14 protein-coding genes are annotated in these 19,978 nt (G+C 42.2%); 4 read left to right on the top strand and 10 right to left on the bottom strand.

The genetic code is table 11. The features are described 5' to 3' along the window. Positions 1–221 precede the first annotated feature (221 nt). Positions 222–1,718 (top strand): S-layer homology domain-containing protein, encoded by a 1,497-nt coding sequence (locus NZ900_01555; GenBank protein MCS7232779.1) that lies wholly within the window; start codon positions 222–224, stop codon positions 1,716–1,718. A gap of 80 nt (positions 1,719–1,798) precedes the next feature. Then, positions 1,799–3,244, top strand: a complete 1,446-nt coding sequence (locus NZ900_01550) for an S-layer homology domain-containing protein (protein ID MCS7232778.1) — start codon at positions 1,799–1,801, stop codon at positions 3,242–3,244. A 43-nt stretch (positions 3,245–3,287) separates the two neighbouring features. On the opposite strand, the gene NZ900_01545 is transcribed toward NZ900_01550, so the two are convergent. From NZ900_01545 to NZ900_01500, 10 genes are read right to left on the bottom strand one after another with little or no spacing between them, the layout of a single operon-like run. Next, complete coding sequence (locus tag NZ900_01545; GenBank protein MCS7232777.1) at positions 3,288–3,713, bottom strand: prepilin-type N-terminal cleavage/methylation domain-containing protein; 426 nt, start codon at positions 3,711–3,713, stop codon at positions 3,288–3,290. After that, positions 3,710–4,135 (bottom strand): type II secretion system major pseudopilin GspG, encoded by a 426-nt coding sequence (gene gspG, locus NZ900_01540; GenBank protein MCS7232776.1) that lies wholly within the window; start codon positions 4,133–4,135, stop codon positions 3,710–3,712. Before gspG ends, NZ900_01545 begins: the two co-directional genes overlap by 4 nt. Before the next feature lie 28 nt (positions 4,136–4,163). Then, complete coding sequence (locus NZ900_01535; protein MCS7232775.1) at positions 4,164–5,357, bottom strand: type II secretion system F family protein; 1,194 nt, start codon at positions 5,355–5,357, stop codon at positions 4,164–4,166. Then, positions 5,358–6,842: a type II secretion system ATPase GspE gene (gene gspE / locus NZ900_01530; protein MCS7232774.1), complete on the bottom strand. Its 1,485-nt coding sequence runs from the start codon at positions 6,840–6,842 to the stop codon at positions 5,358–5,360. It abuts the gene before it with no gap. Next, the gene (gspD, locus tag NZ900_01525) at positions 6,839–8,704 is read right to left on the bottom strand and encodes a type II secretion system secretin GspD (protein MCS7232773.1); all 1,866 of its coding nucleotides are present in this window, start codon (positions 8,702–8,704) and stop codon (positions 6,839–6,841) included. Before gspD ends, gspE begins: the two co-directional genes overlap by 4 nt. Further along, positions 8,689–9,609 carry a PDZ domain-containing protein gene (locus NZ900_01520; GenBank protein MCS7232772.1) on the bottom strand — a complete coding sequence of 307 codons (921 nt, stop codon included), beginning with the start codon at positions 9,607–9,609 and terminating at the stop codon, positions 8,689–8,691. Before NZ900_01520 ends, gspD begins: the two co-directional genes overlap by 16 nt. Further along, entirely contained in the window at positions 9,610–10,179 is a 570-nt protein-coding gene (locus NZ900_01515; protein MCS7232771.1) for a hypothetical protein, read from the bottom strand. Continuing rightward, entirely contained in the window at positions 10,172–10,633 is a 462-nt protein-coding gene (gspM, locus tag NZ900_01510) for a type II secretion system protein GspM (protein ID MCS7232770.1), read from the bottom strand. The genes NZ900_01515 and gspM overlap by 8 nt, the downstream gene beginning before the upstream one ends. Continuing rightward, complete coding sequence (locus NZ900_01505; GenBank protein MCS7232769.1) at positions 10,633–11,832, bottom strand: hypothetical protein; 1,200 nt, start codon at positions 11,830–11,832, stop codon at positions 10,633–10,635. The genes gspM and NZ900_01505 overlap by 1 nt, the downstream gene beginning before the upstream one ends. A gap of 8 nt (positions 11,833–11,840) precedes the next feature. After that, a complete protein-coding gene (locus NZ900_01500) occupies positions 11,841–12,674 on the bottom strand; it encodes a general secretion pathway protein GspK (protein ID MCS7232768.1) in 834 nt (277 codons plus the stop codon). 406 nt (positions 12,675–13,080) lie between these two features. Here NZ900_01500 and NZ900_01495 point away from each other — a divergent pair, with 406 nt between their 5' ends. Both NZ900_01495 and NZ900_01490 read left to right on the top strand, forming a co-directional pair. Further along, positions 13,081–16,023, top strand: coding sequence for a hypothetical protein (locus NZ900_01495; protein MCS7232767.1), 2,943 nt, complete (start codon positions 13,081–13,083; stop codon positions 16,021–16,023). A 265-nt stretch (positions 16,024–16,288) separates the two neighbouring features. Further along, a complete protein-coding gene (locus NZ900_01490; GenBank protein ID MCS7232766.1) occupies positions 16,289–19,321 on the top strand; it encodes a choice-of-anchor D domain-containing protein in 3,033 nt (1,010 codons plus the stop codon). The last annotated feature ends 657 nt before the right edge of the window (positions 19,322–19,978 follow it).

The raw sequence follows: 19,978 nt of genomic DNA, 5'->3' as shown, positions 1-19,978 counted from the left end.
CTTCTTTCAAAGCTTTACAGGAGGGGAAAGGGAAAGGAGATTTAAGGCTTTTAAGCTGTCCCTCTTTAGAGGGCTTCTTTAAAGGAAGCAGAGAGGGTGGATTTAAAAGAGGAGGAAGCAAGGAAACAGGGGATACTTGCTTTCTTTTCCTCCCGGAACTGCTCCTTAGAGGAAGCTCTAAAGAGGGAGAAGCAAAAATCGAGAAAAAGGAGGGTGCGTGGATGAAAAAGTATACTGTTGTAGCCGTTTTGGTGGCTGTCTTAGCGTTGGCAGTTCCGGCACTAGCTTCTAACCCCTTTGTCGATGTTCCTTTGAATCACTGGGCATATGATGCTGTGAAGAAGCTTTCTGCTGCTGGAATAGTCGTTGGTTATCCCGATGGGACCTTCCAGGGAACGAAGCCCATTACCCGTTACGAGATGGCAATGGTCATAGCGAGAGCTTTGGCGAAGGTTGATGAGACGAAGGCCTCTAAGGAGGATCTTGCTCTATTGAAGAAGCTTGTCGTTGAGTTTAAGGATGAGCTCAATGCCCTTAACGTTAAGGTTGACAAGATCGACAAGAGATTAGCTACCGTTGAGAAGAACTTGAGCAATTTCAGATTTAGTGGAGAGTTGAGGGTTGATTTTGTATGGAATAGTGGAGATTGGTATGATGCTCTGCAGCAAAATAACTATCAAGATGCTTTTGTTCACAGGGCGCGTCTTTGGGTTAGAAAGCAGGTAGATGATAATGTGGGTATAGCTTTCCGTTTTGATGCTCATAGGACCGTTGGAGGAACGGCTAACGTTGTAGCTGCAGACAGAGCTTGGGCTGATATTAAGCTTCCATGGGATGTTATGATGACCTTAGGTAAGTACCTGGATGACTGGGAGGGAGCCCTTGGTTTATACTTTGATAACGATGCTGTGGTAAGCGATCGCCTTTGGAACCCAGTTATCATGTTAAAGAAGGACTTTGGTATAGCTAAGGGAATGGTTTACTATGCTTATGATGATGGTAATGAGACTGCTGAATATGCCGGACGTCTGGATCTCTACTTTAATGATAAGATAAGAGTGGGTCTTCTTTACTTGGGTTGGATAACGGATGCCGATAGATTCCCATTGGTTGATAATCCTTATCTTTACGGTATAGATTTCACCGTTAACTTCATGAAAGGCTTTAGGGTTTATGGTCAATACTTCAATGAGGACTTAGGTGGCGCATTTGTTATAGGAGGAGAGAGCGTTGACAATGCTACCATTTACAAGGTAGGCGTTAGTATAGATCAGAGCGTCATAGGATTCACATCCTTGGTTGCTGAGTACTTCCATGCTGATAAGGGTGCATTTGCCAATACTCGTATATATGGTGGAGCTCCTGGTGCTGGGAATGACTGGAACGGCGTTGGCGTGTTCAGGCAGGACTTCTTGCAATATGGCTATAAGCAGGGAACTACTGATGTTATATGGAATAGGGCGTTGAAGGACGATGTGGATATTCTCTTCCTCAGGCTTATGCAGAAGTGGAGCGACAAGGTAACGACGATCGAGCGCTATTATGCCGTTGACTATGATACTCTTCCAGATGTTACTGCTTTCTCCGTTGCTTTAAGGTACCAGTATACTCCTTCTACTGCCTTTGAATTTATCTACTCTTCTGCTGACTGGAGCGAGAATAAAGCTGGCCTCTTAGATGAATCTCACTTCCGCTTCAGGACCTATATCACATTCTAAGCGCGAAAGCTTTTTGAAAGATCCAAGGGGCGCTTCTTTTAAGGAGCGCCCCTTTTTTTGAGTGTTTGGAGGGATGTGGGATGAGGCGTTTAATACCTATTATGCTGATTCTGTCACTGTTTTTAATAGTAACCCCTCTTTACGCTTCTAACCCCTTTGTTGATGTTCCCTTGAATCACTGGGCATATGATGCTTTAAAGAAGCTTTCCGCTGCCGGAATAGTCGTTGGTTATCCCGATGGGACCTTCCAGGGAACGAAGCCCATTACCCGTTACGAGATAGCGATGGTCATAGCGAGAGCTTTGGCGAAGGTTGATGAGACGAAAGCCTCTAAGGAGGATCTTGCTCTATTGAAGAAGCTTATCGTTGAGTTTAAGGATGAGCTTAATGCCCTTGGCGTTAAGCTTGACAAGATCGACAAGAGATTGGCTACCGTTGAGAAGAACTTGAATAACTTTGCCTTTAGCGGTTCTCTGGAGCTATATTTCTACTGGAATAGCGGAGACTACTTTAATTTAACAAAAGACTATCAGACGGCCCAGTTTGATGAAATTTACCTTTATGCTAGCAAACAGGTCGATGACAAAGTCTCCGTAACCTTCCGTTTTGAGGGCGAAACAGGTAGGGTCGTTGTGGGAAGAGCCTATGCAGATATAGCTCTTCCGTGGAATATTAACATGACCATAGGTAAGTGGGTCTTGGACTGGGAAGGGGAGAGAGGACTTTACTCTGATAACGATGCTATTTTAACCGACAGGGTTTATGCTCCTATAATATACTTCAATAAGAAGAGCGGTTCCGTTGACATCGCTTTATACTACGCTTACTCCGATGGTGATGAGGTTGCTGAGTATGGTGGTCGCTTAGACTTCTTCATGGGCGAAAAATTTAGGCTTGGCTTGTTCTATATGGGCTGGAAGACTGCTCCTGGTATAACTCTTGATCCCTATGCTTATGGAGTTGATTTCACCTTCAATCTTACTGAAGGCTTTAAGCTTTACGGGCAGTATATCTCCGAGGACCTCGGCGGAAGGGTTGATGTCGCTGGAGTGTATGTTGATAAGCCGATTATATACAAGCTTGGTCTTTCGCTAGATCAGAGCCTTCTTAAGTTCACATCTTTAACTGCTGAATATATGCATATGGATAGGGGAGCCTTCTATACTGACAGGACAAGCCAACCTTACAGCTACTTAGAGGCTCAGGGGTTCTTAATTGATACGAGTGAAATCAATGGGGTTAGCTCTCCCGTTTTAAGCGGATATGTGGCTGATGATGTAAATGTATTCTTCCTCAAGTTAACCCAGCAATGGAGCGATAAGGTATCAACTACGCAGAGATATTATAACGTTAACTATAAGGGCGAAAACCTTCCCGATGCTACTTCCTTTTCCTTATCCTTCCTCTATCAATATACTCCTTCTTTGAGCTTTGAGTTTGGTTTCCAAAGGGTTAATTGGACAAGCGGATTTGATATTCGTCAGAATGAATCTCGCTTCAGCTTCACCACATACATAACCTTCTAAGGGGTTAGTTATAGAAGGGCGCCTTTATATAAAGGCGCCCTTTTTATTTTATCTCATAGCTAACTATGCCTAGAATGGGGTTGACTATCTTAAATTCGATGCTTTTACCTTCATAGAATAAAAGGGGGATTTTCCCGCTTATCTTCCCAAGCTCATCTATGTAAACCCGCTCTTCTCCCTCCATTTTAAAGCTTGCTCCTTCTAAAGTGATGCTCTTTATAGTATCTTCATTTCCACCGCTTTTTATCGCTTTAACCTCGTTCTCTTTGAAAATTAACTCTATCTTAATACATTTATTGACTGCTTCCTCTCGAGCAAACTCTATAAAGGCCTTTATCATCTTTGCCTGGGACTCAAGACGGCTTTCGCTTAAGATCCCGCTCCAGTTTGCGATTAAAAGATGTAAAAACAGCCCCATTATGAGTAAGGCTATTGTGATCTCAATTAGCGTGAAACCATTTCTTTTCACCAATTGGTTATATCTGCATTGACCCCCTCTCCGCCCTCTTTTCCATCTGCCCCATAGGAGAATAGGTCGTAACTATCCTTGTTATGCTCCCCTGGGCAAAGATATACATATGGCCTCCCCCATGGATCTAAGGGTATCTTTTTTATGTATCCTCCCTCTCTCCACCTTGGAGGTATGGGCTCGCTTGTGGGCTTTTGAACGAGGGCCTCAAGCCCCTGCTCGGTAGTTGGGTAAAAACCGTTGTCAAGCTTATAAAGCTCAAGGGCAGTTTCTATCTCCTTTATCTGCATCTTAGCTATTTCAACCTTTGCTTCCTCTCCTCTTCCTACCAGTCTTGGTATGACAAGTCCAGCTAAGAGACCGAGTATAACTATAACGACCATAAGCTCGATTAGGGTAAACCCCTTTTTTCTTTTCTTCAAATTTAACCACCCCTTATCGTCTATTCTCTTACCTTATCAGCCTGCTTATTTCGAATATGGGAAGAAGTATAGCTATGACTATGAATCCTACAACTCCACCTAAGGCTAAGATCATAAGCGGTTCAAAGGCGCTTGTCATCTTAGATAGGGCCGATGATAGATCCCTATTGTAGTTTAAGGCTAAGTGCTTTAAGCTCCTTTCTAACTCTCCGCTTTCCTCCCCTAGCGCTATTAAGTATACCATATCTGGAGGAAAGACCCTGCTTTCTCTTAAGGATAGCGCTAACTTTTTCCCTTCCTTGACATCTTCTATCGTCTTTTCTATTGCTTTTCTGAAAATGGAATTACTGAAAACCCCCTTAGCTATTTCAAGAGCTCTTAATATGCTCATTCCGCTTTCAATCATGATTCTGAGCGTTTCACAAAAGAGAGAAAGGTTGTAAAGCGTATGAACCCTCTTAAAGAAAGGTATCTTAAGCTTTAGTGAGTCTAAGCGCTCCCCTATCTTGGAGCTTCTAGCGCCAAATCGAACCGTTAAAAGCAAGCCAAGTAAAATAAGGATAAGGTATAAACCGTTTTCATTGAAGAAAGAGGTTACAAAGAGCAGAAGCCTCGTTATCGCTGGAAGACGAGCTCCGCTTTCCGTAAATAGGGTAACCACCTTGGGAACAACGAAGGCTAAGAGAAAGGAGACAACCCCTATTCCTACAACAAGCATTATCATCGGGTAAACGAGAGCGCTGGTTATCTTCCTTACCACATCTATCTCTCTTTCTCTTAATTCAGCTATTCTCTCAAATACCTCATCTAAGGAGCCGCTTTCCTCACCAACCCTTATCAATCCAACGGTGCTTTCATCTAAGTTTAGGTGGTTGCTTAGGCTTTCATAGAGCCTCTTTCCTCCGGAAACATCTTCCCTTATAGATATTAAAGCGCTTCTTAAGTTCTTCGATGGTGTCTGCTCTATTAGTATATTTAAGGCCTCTATAAGGGGGATTCCTGCCCTTAGGTGAGCTCCGAGGCCGTGGGCTAAGTTCAAGATCTCTTCCTTGTTAGGGGTAAGCTTCTTTCTCTTTTCTACTCTCCTTGTCTCCTTAAGCTCAACTACTACTAAGCCATCCCTCTTAAGCTTGCTTAGTGCTTGGCTTTTTGATTCTGCCTCTATCGTTCCCTTTATTCCTCTTCCGTCTCTTCCATAAGCTTGATACTCAAAGACTGCCATTTATCTTCCCGCAACCCTTATTACCTCAGAGAGTGTGGTTATCCCTTTAAGGGCCTTAAGTACCCCATCTTCCTTTAGACTTCTCATTCCCTTTTCTATCGCTATCCTTCTTAAAACGCTAGCATCCTGAGTTCTTATAAGCTCCCTTCTTAAGTCTTCGTCAAAATCAAGCTGTTCAAAGAGAGCAATTCTTCCCCAATATCCCGTATTTAAGCAGTTTGAACAACCCTTGCCCCTGTAAAGCTTAACTCCCTTTTCGATTCGCATTTCCCTTAATACCTCTGGATCCTCCTCATAGCTTTCTCTGCATTTTCCGCATATTCTCCTTACCAATCTCTGAGCTATCACCCCTATTACTGATGAGGATACCAAGTAAGGTTCTATTCCCATATCTACAAGCCTTGTTACCGCGCTTGGGGCATCATTTGTGTGAAGGGTGGATAGGACTAAGTGACCCGTTAAAGCTGCCTGAACCGCTATCTCTGCCGTTTCCCTATCTCTTATTTCTCCTACCATTATTATGTCTGGGTCATGCCTTAATATGGAGCGAAGACCCGATGCGAAAGTTAACCCAGCTTTCTCGTTAACCTGTATCTGGCTTATTCCCTCAAGCTCGTATTCAACCGGATCCTCTATAGTTATTATATTTACCTCTGGCGTTTTAAGCTCTTGCAGGATAGCGTAAAGGGTTGTAGTCTTTCCGCTTCCCGTAGGCCCTGTGACGAGTATTATCCCGTAAGGGGTTGATATAAGCCTCCTTAACTTCTTTTCCCCATCCTCGTCAAGACCAAGCTCGCTTAAGGTTATCAATCCCTGCTTCTTATCAAGAAGCCTTAAGGTAACCCTTTCGCCGAATTGCGTAGGTATAACCGCCACCCTTATATCTATCTCTCTATCGGTTAGCTTTACTCCTATTCTTCCGTCTTGTGGTATGAAGTGCTCCGCTATGTCTAGTTTCGACATAACCTTGATCCTGGAAAGTATAGGGGGGTGAAGCTTCTTGGGTAAGGATAATCTATCGTAGAGTATTCCGTCTATCCTATATCTTATCCTAAGCTCTCTCTCGTAAGGCTCAAGATGAATATCCGAGGCTCTCTCTTTAATTGCTTGAAATATTAAGGAGTTCACAAGCTTTATTATCGGAGCGGAGTCCTCAGAGGTTATTATATCCTGCCTTTCCGATAGCTCCTCGAGGGAGATTCTCTCCTCATCGAGCCTTTCAACCTCTTGAAGGGTGCTTTTAGTGGTTGCATCGTAAAGCCAGCTTATTGCGTTAAGTATCTCTTTCTCATCTATTAAGACAGGCTCTATTTCTAAGTTAAGCTCAACCCCTAAGCTTTTGGCTGCCTTAAGTCCCTCGAAAGAGCTTATAGCTACCTTTAAAGTCCCATCCCTCAGGGATATGGGGCATATCTTATTTTTCTTTAAGAAATCTATAGAGAGCTTAAGGTGTAGTATCCCCTCAAGTTCCTTATAATCTATCATTTATCTCTTATAACCCCTTGCTTTTTTAACCATTCTTCGATTCTTTTAACATCCTCCTGTTCAAGGAGGCTTTCCTGTGTTAGCTTCTGTAGATCTTCAGGCTTCTCTATTATGTAAGGGGTCATAAATACTATAAGGTTCACCTTCTCAAACTGGGTTATCTTGGTCTTAAATAGCTCTCCAACTAACGGTATATATCCTAAAACGGGAGTCCTTCTTTCCACTCTCTTCGTGGCGTTTTGAATTAGCCCTCCGAGCATTATAGTCTGTCCGCTTCTTACAACCGTTGTCGTGTTTATCTCTCTTTTCGTGGTTACTGGTGTTTCTGATGTTATTGGACTTATCACATCTTCTATTATCTGCTTTATATCAAGCCTCAGGGTCTCTTCACCAGATATATGGGGGGTAACCTTAAGTATTATACCCACATCTTTATATTCATAAACCTTATTTATCGCCGTTGGATCCTCAACCTTGCTTGCTGCCGACTTAATCTGTGGTATAACCTGGCCCACTTGAAGGCTTGCCTCTTGGTTTTCCGTGCATAGAAGGGTTGGCATAGACAGTATATTTAGTGCATTATATTTCTTAAGCAGGTTTACTATGGCATAAACTATTCCAGTTGCTTTCTTCTCTTGAGCCAAGCTTATGGCTTCACTTGGTATTCCTCCCTCACCCATAGATATGGATGCCCCATACAAAACGCCGCTTTCAATGATCCCGCCTATGGTTGCCCAATCTATTCCCTTGTGCTCAAGCCTGGTCATGTTGACTTCCGCTATAAGCGCCTTTATTAGGATTTGCTTTCTTGGCTTGTCTAGCTCTTGAATTAATGGTAGAAGCATTCTGAACCTTTCAGGTGATGCCATTATTATTAAGGAGTTAGTTTCCTTGCTTGGGGATATGATTACCGCATCCTGAGGATCTGCTCCCTTTTCTACTGTAGCCTTGACTATGCTTTCCAAGGTTTTCGCTACCTCTTCAGCCTTTGCATTCTTAAGTCTATATACGTTAAATAGGTTAGAGCCGGCCTCAGCGGGCTTATCAAGGTCAGGAAGTATTTGCTTTATCCTTTGAAGTTGTGCAGCGCTTCCAAGAAGTATAAGCGAGTTTGTCCTTTCATCAGGCATTACCATCGCCGTGTTAAGGGCAAACCTGGTCTGGGTTTTATCCTCCTTTATGATATTTAATAGCTTCTTGGCCAAGCTGTTTGCTCCTGCATATTTTAGTTTATACACCTCAAGCTTTCTTTCCTCCTCTGGAGTATCTATAACCTCAAGCGACCTTACTATTCTTGATACCACCGAAGAGCTATCGCTTACAACTATCGTGTTCGTTGGAGGATATATCCCTATTCTTCCTACAGGAGATAGAAGGACCTTAACCATTTCGGCTGCAAGCTTTGCATCCACATAGTTTAAGGATACAAGCTGTGTGATAAGCTCATCACCTGGCTCTACCTTTATTTTTCCCTCTAGGAAATCTCCCAATTCCGCTCTCGCATCTTTAAGGGGTATTATCTTTATAAACTCGCCCGACTTAACCGCGGTAAATCCGTTAAGCCTCAAGATAGAGAGAAATACATCGTATACGTTCTTAATCGGAATGGGTTTAGGGGATATCACGGTTACCTTTCCTCTTACCTCAGGCGAAAGTATTATATTCTTTCCGGTTATCTCTGCTACGAATTTAATGAATACCTCTAGATCGATATCTTTAAAGTCAAAAGTTACCCATCCTGTTCCTTTGGCTTTCTTCGCTTCTTCCTTAACTTCAAAGCCTGTTCCTCCAGGTATGGCTAATGTCTCAAAGGCGAATAGCGTCAAAAAAAGAGCCATCAATAAGGCTATCTTATTTCGCATCCTATATCGATCTCCTTTCCTTCCCTTTCTATCGTTATGGTTAAGTTTTCCCCCTGGGTTACAGATCTTATAGCGTTATAGTAATCTGTCACGTTATTTATCTCTATTCCGTTAACCTTCTTAATAATATCTCCTCTTTTGATTCCTATCTTGGCTAATATGTGCTCATTCGTTATGTTTCTCACTATGAAACCATTAGGCTTATTGTCCTTAAAGTTAGGCCCTATGAATATACCTTTCAGGAAGTTTTGGGGACTCATCAAAAACTCATTCACTGTATCCCTTGATATCACAGTTTTCCCTTCGGCTGTTTTAGTAACATCAGCTTCCGCCTTTTTCTCCTCCTTAGGCGGTTCAGGAGATGTTGCAGAAGCGGTAGGTTGGCTTGGCTTTTTAATCTCTTGACTCACTTGGGCTCCGCTATATTGGAAGGATATCAAAGCTTCCTCTCCATTATCTTTTTGAAGTATAACCAAGTCTCTCTCTATCTTTTTAACCTTATATCCCATTACATCGTCTCCAACCTTTATCCTTTTAATTCCGCTTCCATCTGATATAACCGCTTCTTCCGTAGCCCCAGTTACGATCCCTAAAAGCCTAACGTTAAGTGTTCTAACCTCCTCCTTTTTAGCCTCTTCCTTCTTGACCTGAGTCGCTTCTTTCTTCTCCTGTGGCGTTATATCAAGTATGTTTCTCGCTAATGTCCTTTTCCCCTCTAAGTACTTACCAAGGTCTTCCTTCTTCTTATCCCTTTCTTTCGAGGTATCAAGCTTAATTTCCGCTTTTATATCCTCTTCGGCAAAAACCTTATCCACATAGCTTAAAAACAGGTTTGAAAGCTCCATTCCCGTTAATACAAGTATCCCTAAAAACAACAAATTCAAAACCATCTTCCATAATCTCATTTATATCTCACTCCTTAAATTATAGAATCCCTCCTTATCCTTCTGAAGGAGCCTTAAAAAGGGCGCTAGGCTCTTTTCAACCCCTCCCGAGGGCTTTATCCTCAGGTTATACTTTTTACCGTCTATTTCGCCCGTTATCAATATCTCCGAACCTCTTATATAAAGCTCACCTATCTTTAAGCTGTTTTTCCCTCTTTCTAAAACCGCTCTTCCCTCGTTAAAGGGTATCTGTATGCCGGGGATTGCAGGAAGGGTTATATCTCCGCTTGAAAGCTTTAAGTTTACCGATACCTTGAAATCAAAGATAAGCTCACCCACTGAGAGCCTTCCTTCAAGGCTTTTAGCCCTTAAGTTAAATAGATTAGTTACTATATTAGCATCGTTAAAGGTAGCCTTAAGCTTAAAGGGCTCAACGTTAGCTTCACTATAGCTTATCTTAACTCCTCCCTTTTCAAGGCCCTTTAAGGCCTTATCAAGGAGCCTTTCGTAGGGAAACCTTAAAAGCGTGAAGATTAGAAAAGAAAGCAGAACTATGGTAAAGCTTAAAAATAGGATCTTTATTTTACTCAAGCGTTGACACCACCAAAGATAAGGATGCCCTTCTTGGATTTCCGCCAGACTTTATGTCCGCCTCCCTTATAATCGCTATTCCATCTTTCTCAAGCTCAGATAGATACCTGACGAGCTCCTCATTAGTGAGCCCTTCAAGCTTAAGCTCGTATCTCTCTCCCCCTAGAGGCTTTATATATATAAGCTTTTCAGCTATTCCAAGCTTCTGAGGAAGAGCGCTTAAATAGGAAAAAAGGCTCTCCACCTTTTTCTCTCCCCCTAAGGTGCTTTTCGAAAGATACAAATATCTCTCACCTAAAGCTATTATCTGTTTAAGCTCCTCCTTCTTAATTTCTATTTGAATCTTTGCATCCTTTAGCTTAAGATGCATGGGGTATAAAAGAAAGTTAAAAATAAGTATCAAAGCTACTGCTATTCCACCGTATATTAAAGCTTTCCTTTCCCTCTCTCCCATTATATCATCTCCTTAAACTTAATACCGAAGTTAACGCTTCTTCCATCAGCGCTTAATCTTGCGTAGCTAACCTCAACGCCTTTAAAGGACTTCTCAAGGGCCTTTTTAAGCCCATCTACCTCCTCAAAGCTTTTTGCCGTTCCCTCTATCTCTATACCGTTTGTCATAATGTGTATCCCGTTAAACTTAACCTCTAAGCTTGAAGGGATGCTTTCGCTTATCTTTTCAAGTACAAGAAGCGGTAATACTCCCGCTGAGCTTCTTTTCTTTAAGTTTAGCTCAAGCTCCTCTACCTTTCTTTTGGCCTGAAGGACTGGGTTAACTACCCTTCCCTCACCAAAATATCTTTTATAGCTTTCTGTGATTTCCCTCTCAACCTTTCTTAACTCACTTATAGTATTCTTGTAGTCGACCCCCCAGCTTAATCCCCATGCGAAAAGAAGAAGGATCAAGGCCAGGGTAACCCTTCTTATCTCTCTTTGATTTTCCTTTAAGAACTTGTTCCAGCTTCCGCTTTCCTCAAAGAAGTTAAGGTGAGCGAATATCTCAGGCTCAAGGGCCCCAAGCGCTGCGCCCCTAGCTATCATAAAGGGATCTTCGAAGAATCTTACCTCCCTAACCTTTTCTCCCAGGAGCTTTCTTGAAAGCTCGCTTTCACTTTCTATTCTCAAGGGTGAAACAGACCTTTCGAAGACTATCTCCCTTCCCTTGGCTAAAAGTATCAACCCTTCATTTTCACCTTTAAAGCAGTATAGTATATCATCGCTTAAAGCTCCTCTCTCAAGAAGCGAATTTAAGAAGGCAGTGCTTGAAGATGTAACCTCAACCTTTCTTGCTCCAAGCTTTTTAACTTCGCTTTCGATAGTTTCCCTCTTTGCTCCTCCTCCAACTATCTTAGAGGAGCCTTTGACCCTATTTATAAAATAAAAGGAAAAGAGATACTCGCTTGGTTCTCCTGCAAGCTCCTCCGCCATCTCAAACGGTAAAGCCCCCCTTATCCTTCCAGGATCGCTTAAGGGTAGCTCTATGCTCTTTAAAAAGGCTAACCTCGCGGGTAGCGCAAAGACCACCCTTTCGTTTCTACCTACCTTAAGCTCTTTTACCTTTACCTCCTCTAAAAGGCTTTTCCCTTTAAATCCCTTATCCCATCTTGATATGTAAAATCCATCCTTGCCCTCATATACTCCGCATACTCTCAAGTCTTAATTCACCAGCCCTCCCTCTCATATATTATCCTTCCATCGCTTACCACTACTTCGGTTTTAAAAATTGCCTCTTCAACCTTAACTTCAACTTTCAACCTATAGTACTTGCTATCGAAACATATAACCTCTGCCACTTGGGGTATTATCTTCTCAGGAAAACCAGGTATCTTCTTTAAGTCCGAGGCCCTCTCAATCTTCTCTCCCCTTCTAAACTCTATTATAGCATCGGCAACCTCTTCATCTATCTCTTCAGATAAAGCCATGAGGACCTCCTTTGGTGCCGTATTTATATTAATCCTCCCGCTGGAGACCGCCGTGAAGTATTTTGAGAAGACCTTGTCGTAAAGCTCCTTATTTAAATCTCTCATCCTTAATATCTCCTCTAAGAGATAAAGCCTTCTATTTAAGTTCTCCTCTCCCTCGTATCCTCCTAAGCGAGCATCTTTATCCGTGTCTATAAAGTCACATATCTTTGGTAACAGATCTATCGGAGCACCGGCTAACCTTAAGATCCTTTCAAAAATTTTTTCCCATTTTATGTCAAGGGTCTTGCCATCTGGCAAAATTATGGTATTTATATTTATGTAACGCTCTAAGTCTTCCGATTCTACTCTGATCCATCTTTTCGGGCTTAACTCATAAGGTGGAATGGATATAGGGTTTGTTTTCAAAGCGTCTATTATGCTCCTTGAAAGAATGCGAGCCTCGCTTCTATATCGGAAATTATAGCTTTTATTAATCTCTACTCTTGCAAAGTAATTTAGCGCTATGCTTAAAGCTATGGCGATACTTGTCCCTAAAATCACGCTTAAAAATATCGAGCCCTTCTTACTCATCTTTAAAGCGATTATATCACAAATTTTAAGCTTTTCCCCTTGTCAATTAAGGTTGCTTTGGTTATAATAATACTGAAGTTAAATAACGGACCTTGAAAAGGAAATAAGGGAAGGGGTCTCTTTTGGAAGCCTCGCCTTTAAACGAAGGCAGGGGCGCTAAGCTATCCCAGGGAGGAGGTGAAGATCTTTTATTGGGAGAAGCGCTCTTAAAGGCTTCTAAGGGGGATTGTTTTGTTTTCTCTTCCTCTTAAGCTTCTATCTTAAGCCTCCGTTAAGGGTGATCTTTCCGACAAGGAAACGTAGGATACTTGTTGGGAAAAGAGTGCCCTGGGAGGTAGTAGTGGATGAAGCTTTAAAGAGGAAGAGGTCGATCTTCTCTTCAAAATCTGAAATGGAGGTGAAATGAATGAGTTTCTCTAAGAAGTTAAGCGTTCTGGGAACGGCGCTATTAGTCATGCTTCTTTTTGCTCTTCCTGCCTTTGCAGCATGGCAGAGTACGCCTATCCAAAGCGTCACCTTTAAGGAGACCATACCTCAAAATGCAATAGTCATTGATGGTAATAAAGCTTATGTTGCTGCTCATGATGGTCGCAGATTGGTAGTATATAGGTGGGATTTAGCCACTGGCAGTGAAAAGATCGATGGTATATGGCTAATCGATGGTAACTTGGTTTCTGGCTCTGCGGGAGCTTACCCATCTATGGCACTTTATAATTATGACAAGAAGTTTATAATCTTATCTTACATTTCTGGTAATTCCCTTAAGGCTGCTTTGTTTGATGGTTCAAATTGGTATGTGCATACTGTCCCCTGTGCTGATCTTCAAAATCCCAGGTACACTTCCGTTGCTGTAGGTTATGCTACCGGCGCTTTCACTAACGGTGCTACCGTTGCCGCTATAGCTGTTGGTGGAGATAGCGGTGTTTACCTTGCTACCTTAAATATGGCTGAAGTTGCTGCTGATAGTGCAACTCAGGCTGAGTTTGAGGCTAACCTTAATTGGGAAGTAAGTAAGATAACTAGCTATGAGGCGACTGGTGTTGATGTTTTCGTTACTCCTCAGAATTTTGCTGGGAATTGGGCTGGTTTGATATTTGTATCCTATATTGCTAGGAAGTATGGTCAATCGGGTTCTGGTCTTTACTTAGCTGTATCTAAGGATGGTAAAAGCTGGAGTGGAGCTAAAGGTTGCGTAGCTTTAGTTGATTCTGATCCTAACGTTGTTGTGGATGCTTGCACTGTGGGTGCGGATACTTCGCTATGGGTAGGAAGTTATACTGCTACTGAGGCTGCAATAGGTATAGCTTATGTTACGAAGGGCGGAAATATTCTTTTCACTTCCTTTGCCACATCGGCTACCTGGGATATCATAGGACAGCTTCCTCAAGTGGCTCAAAGTGAGTTTAAGAAGAATGTTGTGGTTCAAAAGAATGCTAGGCCTTGCAATATAGATATGGGTATAACTGGCCTTGCTTCTCAAGCGACGGTCGCTATAGCTTACTTTGATACTCGCGATCCGGATTTAGGTGGTGGAGCATGTGTTGTTTATGCAACTAATGCTGCTTTAGGCGGTACTATTAATTGGTTATATTATCAAGTTGATAAGGGTGGCTATGGTGCTATAACGCTTGTTAGCGATACTGGCTACTACTACTACTCTTGGGCTACAGCTGGTGATCTCTTGAAGCTTGCAACTGCTTCTGCTGACAACCTTAGAAGCTGGACTCCTGCTAGTGGTAGAACGCTTGCTAATGCCTCTCTATTTGGTATGGGTTACAGTGTAGCTGGAAGCGGTGATTACCATGCCAGCTTCTATGATGCGATTCTTAGGACTCTTAACTATGTGAAATTTGGCTCCGATTATAAGGTGCTTGCAGATGCTACTACCTTAATTAATCGTGGTGCTGCCAATAAGCCTGGTTGGTTCGAAATAAAGGGTGAAGCTTTAGGGGTTAAAATACCAGATTACCTTGATGCTGGTTGGAATACTGATATAGATCTTGATTCTAAGGGTGCTCCTCATATAGTCTTTACATCGATTCTTTCTGGCTCGGCAAGTAACTTAGATAGCGCTGTAAATCCTGCTACTCCTGCCACAGTTAGTTATGTTACTGCTATAACCGATGGTTGGACTACAGGGCCTGAAATTGTTTCATATGACTACAATGTTCGTGATGTTGATATCGAGCTTACTTCTGTTGGTGACATGAAAGATGCGATCCATGTGGCATGGGTAACTGTGAATAAGGGTGTCTTCTACAGGCAGAAGAAAGGCGCTTCCTGGCAGACGATCAAATCAGTAGATGGCTTAGAGAGTGTTAATATACTTGCTGATGGTAATCTTGATATGAAAGTTCTTGTCCTTTCCAATGGTGATGAGCTTATGGGACTTGCAATAGGCTATAATACAACCTCTAGTTCTTATGTCTACTATGCTTGGAAAGAGGCTAGCGAGCAGACGTTCTCTCATGTGTTCAAGGTTGAGACCTTCAGCGGCTATGAGGAGATGTGTGAGGTTGCTCTTGCCCTTTACAGTGACAAAGCCACGGTAGTTTACTCTTCTCCTGGTGGTAGAGGCTCCTTAATGTACGAGGAAGATGTAGCTCAAGTTTCTGTAGATAACGGATGGAAGGGTACTAGGAAGGAGATCAATGATGGCGGATGCCCGCTTTGCGAGCGTAAAGATCCATTTGCTGTGGCAGAGGGCGGTAAAGTCTATGTCCTTTACAAGTACCTTGATTACCCAACAGCAACGAAGTATTACTTCAGGTTTGGCGATGTTGCTGGAACGCCTGAGTATGTAGTGGTTGGCGGGAATAAGCAGGAATCTAAACCTGTATTTGCTAACGCATCTCGTACGGAAGCCTTGATGAGCAAGGCATTGTTCTTCTACAAGGGTGCTGCTGGTGTGGCTAACGCTATGGTAAGCGAAGTTCCTCCACCTGCTCAGGTTACCGTGGATGTGAATCCTGCTTCTCTCAGCTTCGGTGAGGTTAACGTGGGTGACACTAAGGAGCTTACTCTTACTGTTGTAGTTGATAACCCGACAGCTGCTGCTGTTAATGTAAGTGTAAGCGCACCTACTGGCTTTAGTGTAACACCTGCTTCATGGCAAGTTGCTGCTGGTGCTCGTGACTCGAAGACCGTTAAAGTTACCTTTGCTCCTACTGATGATATATCCTATAGTGGAAGCATAACTATAACTGTCGGTACCGTTAGTAAGACTGTCTCTGTGAGTGGAACTGGTAAGGCTGTTGGTGGCGGAGGTTGTAGCGCGGCTGATGTTGGCTCGCTTGGATTGGCATTGCTCTTAATTGGTCCTGCTATCCTTGCGTTGAGGAAGAAGTAAACGAAGCTTAAAGATCCTATAGATTAAAAGGGCTAGGGGTTTAAAACCCCTAGCCCTTTTAATTTTCTTTTTTGTTTTTTCTTGGATGAGTTGCAAGGTTGAGAAGCTTTGTGATAAAATAAAGCAAAGTTTATTTGGTATTTTATAGTATAATTAGAATGGGATTATTTGTCTTTGTCGCAGTAAGGAGGTGATGTCGTATAGGATTGAATCCCAAATAGGAGTTTTGGGTTTTTAGAAACCTTTAAAGGAGGTGAAAATTAAGGTGAGAAACTTTAGAGCGGTTGCACCAGCATTGATAGTGGTCGGATTGATTGGTGTTCTTTCCTTTGTTCTTCCTGCCTTTGCTTCCCTTGGCTGGAAAAATGCCTTCATCTGGGGTGGCTCAAATCATGACCTTTCTAACTGGTATCCAAACAGGGCTTTAGTTCCATTAAGCGGTGATAGGTTTTATGTTGTGTATGAGGATGCATTTTTTAACAATGGAGCTAATACCTTCCAAAGGATCTGGGGGATAGAGGGAAGAGTTGTTCAAAGCGGAGCAGAGTATTATGTAGAATGGAAAGCTCCTGAGGAGATAGACGTGGTTGAGCAGGTTTCTTATAAACTAGGATGTGTTTCAGCAGTTGTAAGCGGAGAAGAGATTCATATAGCTTACTATAAGCAGGTTTCTACAACATCTTACAAGCTAATTTATGCTAAAAGAAGCTCCTCAGGGGTATGGAGTAAAGAGATTGTGGGAAATTCTACAGGAACGCTTAATAAGAACCGTACTCCTTCTATAGCTATATCTGGTAACACCGTTTATATAGCTTATTATGATGATAGCAATAAGCTTGTTTCTGTTAGTAAAAGCTCTGGAAGCTGGAGCACACCGAGCATTATCTCTAGTGCTGCTTCATCTCGCCCCTCTTTAGGTATAAGAGCTGGTTCTCCTGTGGTTGCCTATATATCATCTAACGGAGTTCAATATGCATATGGTGCTCCAAGCTGGGTTTCCACTACAGCTACTACTTCTCCCTCTACTGGTAAGTTTATAGCCTTAGGTTTTGATGCCAGTGGCTATCCTCATGTTGCCTTCGCAAGTGAGTCTGGAGTCTTTGTCGCTTACTCCACAACTCCAAATACAGGTCCCTGGTTTGTTCGAAATTTGAAGGCACCTTCTGGAGATGCGGAATGGGTTGACATATATAGCGCTACAGTGGGAAATTCTGTAAGGATGTTTGCCTTCTATGCTACTGGTGCTACGGTTGCTGTTTCTTATTTCCCACCATTACCTTCAGATGCAGCAAGCGTTTCTACAGCAACCTTAATTCCAAGCACGTTAGCAACTGAGGCAGTGGTCTTTGCCTTCCATAACTCAAGTGCTTCTACCCTTAATGGCTTAATGGTTCATATTCTTGGGACTGATAATAGCAACTTGCACTATTGGCATGCCTTTAATATAGCTTCTGGGACTACCCGATCGCCTGATAGTTTCCCGATAATTAGGGAGGTTGACTTTGGTAAGAATGTCGCAGGTATTATGTCTGGTGGAGTATTTCATGCTGTTGCTTTTGCAACAAATAGTTATGAGATATGGTATCTGAGAAGAAGTGATGACGGTTACTGGATGGCTGAGATGGTAACTCAGGCGACCGCTTCCGCACTTGGTATAACCCTTTCAGGTGGAACACCTCACATAGCCTATATAGCTACCAGCTCTGTATCAAAGCTTTATTACTCTTACAGAATAGGCTTTGAAAGCTGGAGCGGTCCTACCGATATCGCAGAGGTTTCAACTCCAGCCACTAGCTCAAGAGGGGTTGCTATAGCGGTAGATTCGAGCGATGGTAATAGGCCGTATATAGCCTATATAGACAAAGATAAGATCTATCTCTTTAGAAAATCTAACACAGGAGGCTGGATAGATGTATTAAGCGGTAGTACCGCTCCTACTGTGCCGCTTGCCTCTGCAAGCTCCTCTATAGACTCGATAAGCATGAAGATAGTGAATGGGGATCTTTATCTTTCTTATGGTAAGGATTCTCAAGAGGTACACTGGATTTGGAGAGACAACCTTAAGAATATGGACAACCAAGATACCCAAAGAACGGATACCATTGTGGAGTATTCTACCGTGCCTTACTCTCCGGTACACACCGATATATTTGTTGACCCAGCTCGCGACCGTGCTTATATAGTTTACAGGGCTGGTCTTGAAGATCTTAAGGAAGCAAGATATGTATCTTCTACTTTAACCTTTGAAGGAAGAAAATTTGTAGATTCTCAGGGAGTATTCGAGTGGCCTTCATCTATTGTGGTTAATAACTCTTTGGTTGTAAGCTATTATCAATATAGCCAGGCTACCGCAGGCGATGTTAAAGGCTTGAAGGTTGCTTACGAAGGAAGCCCATATACTCGAGACGAGGTTGATGGCTGTGATAGTGCCGCTTACGATGTTGGTCAGTACTCACAGATTGGTACTGACGGAAACAAGCTTTACGTCCTTTCCTACGATGCTACTAACAAGGCTCTAAAGATTGCAGTTTCAGATAGCGTTCCCTATATAGCTCCTCCTTCTCCACCGGGCACCTTAGATGTTTCACCTAAGAGTTACGACTTTGGTAATGTATTGGTTGGTTCCTCTGCGAGTGCTAACTTTACCTTAACTAATACCACTTCATCTAATATAAGTGTGAGCATATCTTCTAGTGATAATGCCTTCGTTCCTGCAGTTTCTGCAACCACTGTCCCAGCTAATGGAAGCGTTTCCTTTGCTGTTAAGTTCTCACCAACCCAGGACAAAGGTTACTCTGGAACTGTAACGATAACTGGTGGAGGTTATACCCTTTATGTAGCGGTATCTGGAAAGGGTTATGTTCAGCCTCCTCCAGGGCAAGTTACGCTTACAGTTGACACTTCAGATATGAACTTTGGTGAAGTTTTCGTGAACGAATCTAAGTTGCTTAGAAGAAATGTAATTGTTTCTAATGGGACAAACAATGATGTTAATGTTAATATAGCTATCGCTGGTGCTGGTGCTTCCGCATTTACTATATCTAATACGACCTGGACCGCTCCTGCGAATAAAATATATGAGAAAGAGGTCATAATTACCTTTGAACCTACCGATGGGAAAGATTATGAAGCAACAGTCACTGTAAGTGCTGGTAATCAGAGTAAAAGCTTCAAAGTTAAAGGAAAAGGTGTTTTCAAAGTTGGTGAAGGCGGCGGTTGTAGCGCATCGGTATCTGGTTCGATTGGATTAGCGCTACTTTTAATTGGTCCTGCGCTTCTCCTTTTAAGGAGGAAGTAGCTATAAAGCTTAAAACCCCTTAGGATAGAGGGCTGGAGTCTTTTAGACTCCAGCCCTTTTTATTTTTTGTTTTTTCCGCTTTGTGGAAGTATTTTCCAAATTAACTATTGACTATCAATTTATGGAGTGCTATCCTTTATATAAGAAGTTCAATCCTTTAAAATAGCATGGAATTTTAGATGGAGAATAATTATAGTTACTATTTGGGAAAAAAGAAATGTTTATTAAAAACTTGTTTACATTTAAGTTAGTAACTTGTGGTTGATATGTTAAGATTTTTTAAAGTAGAATATAATTTGCTATTGTAAATTGCTTGTTTATAAAAACCTGACATACAATTTTAAAAGCACTTTATTAAAGTATGAAAAGGTTTAGGGATAAGCTGATTTTTGCAGACTGCCCTGGGGGTGCTTAATCGCTTTATAGGAGGTGAAATTGGAGTGTTAAAATGAAAAGCATCCCAGGGTCTTTTGAAAAATATAGTAGCTAGGTAGCATTCCTTGGTGTATCAGGGATTAAAAATGGTTAATTTGTTAGCTCAAACTATATTGTTTATGAGGAGGTGAAAGAATGTTTTGTCTCAGGGGGATAAGTGCTACATGTATAGTTTTATTAGTTGCTTTACTTTTTACTTCTCCGGTTTTAGCGCAGGGGTAT

This window comes from Synergistota bacterium (assembly GCA_025060595.1).
Classification (GTDB): domain Bacteria; phylum Synergistota; class GBS-1; order GBS-1; family GBS-1; genus 42-11.
The sequence above is the reverse complement of the archived record's forward strand: the minus strand, read 5'-3'. Positions and strand labels throughout refer to the sequence as shown.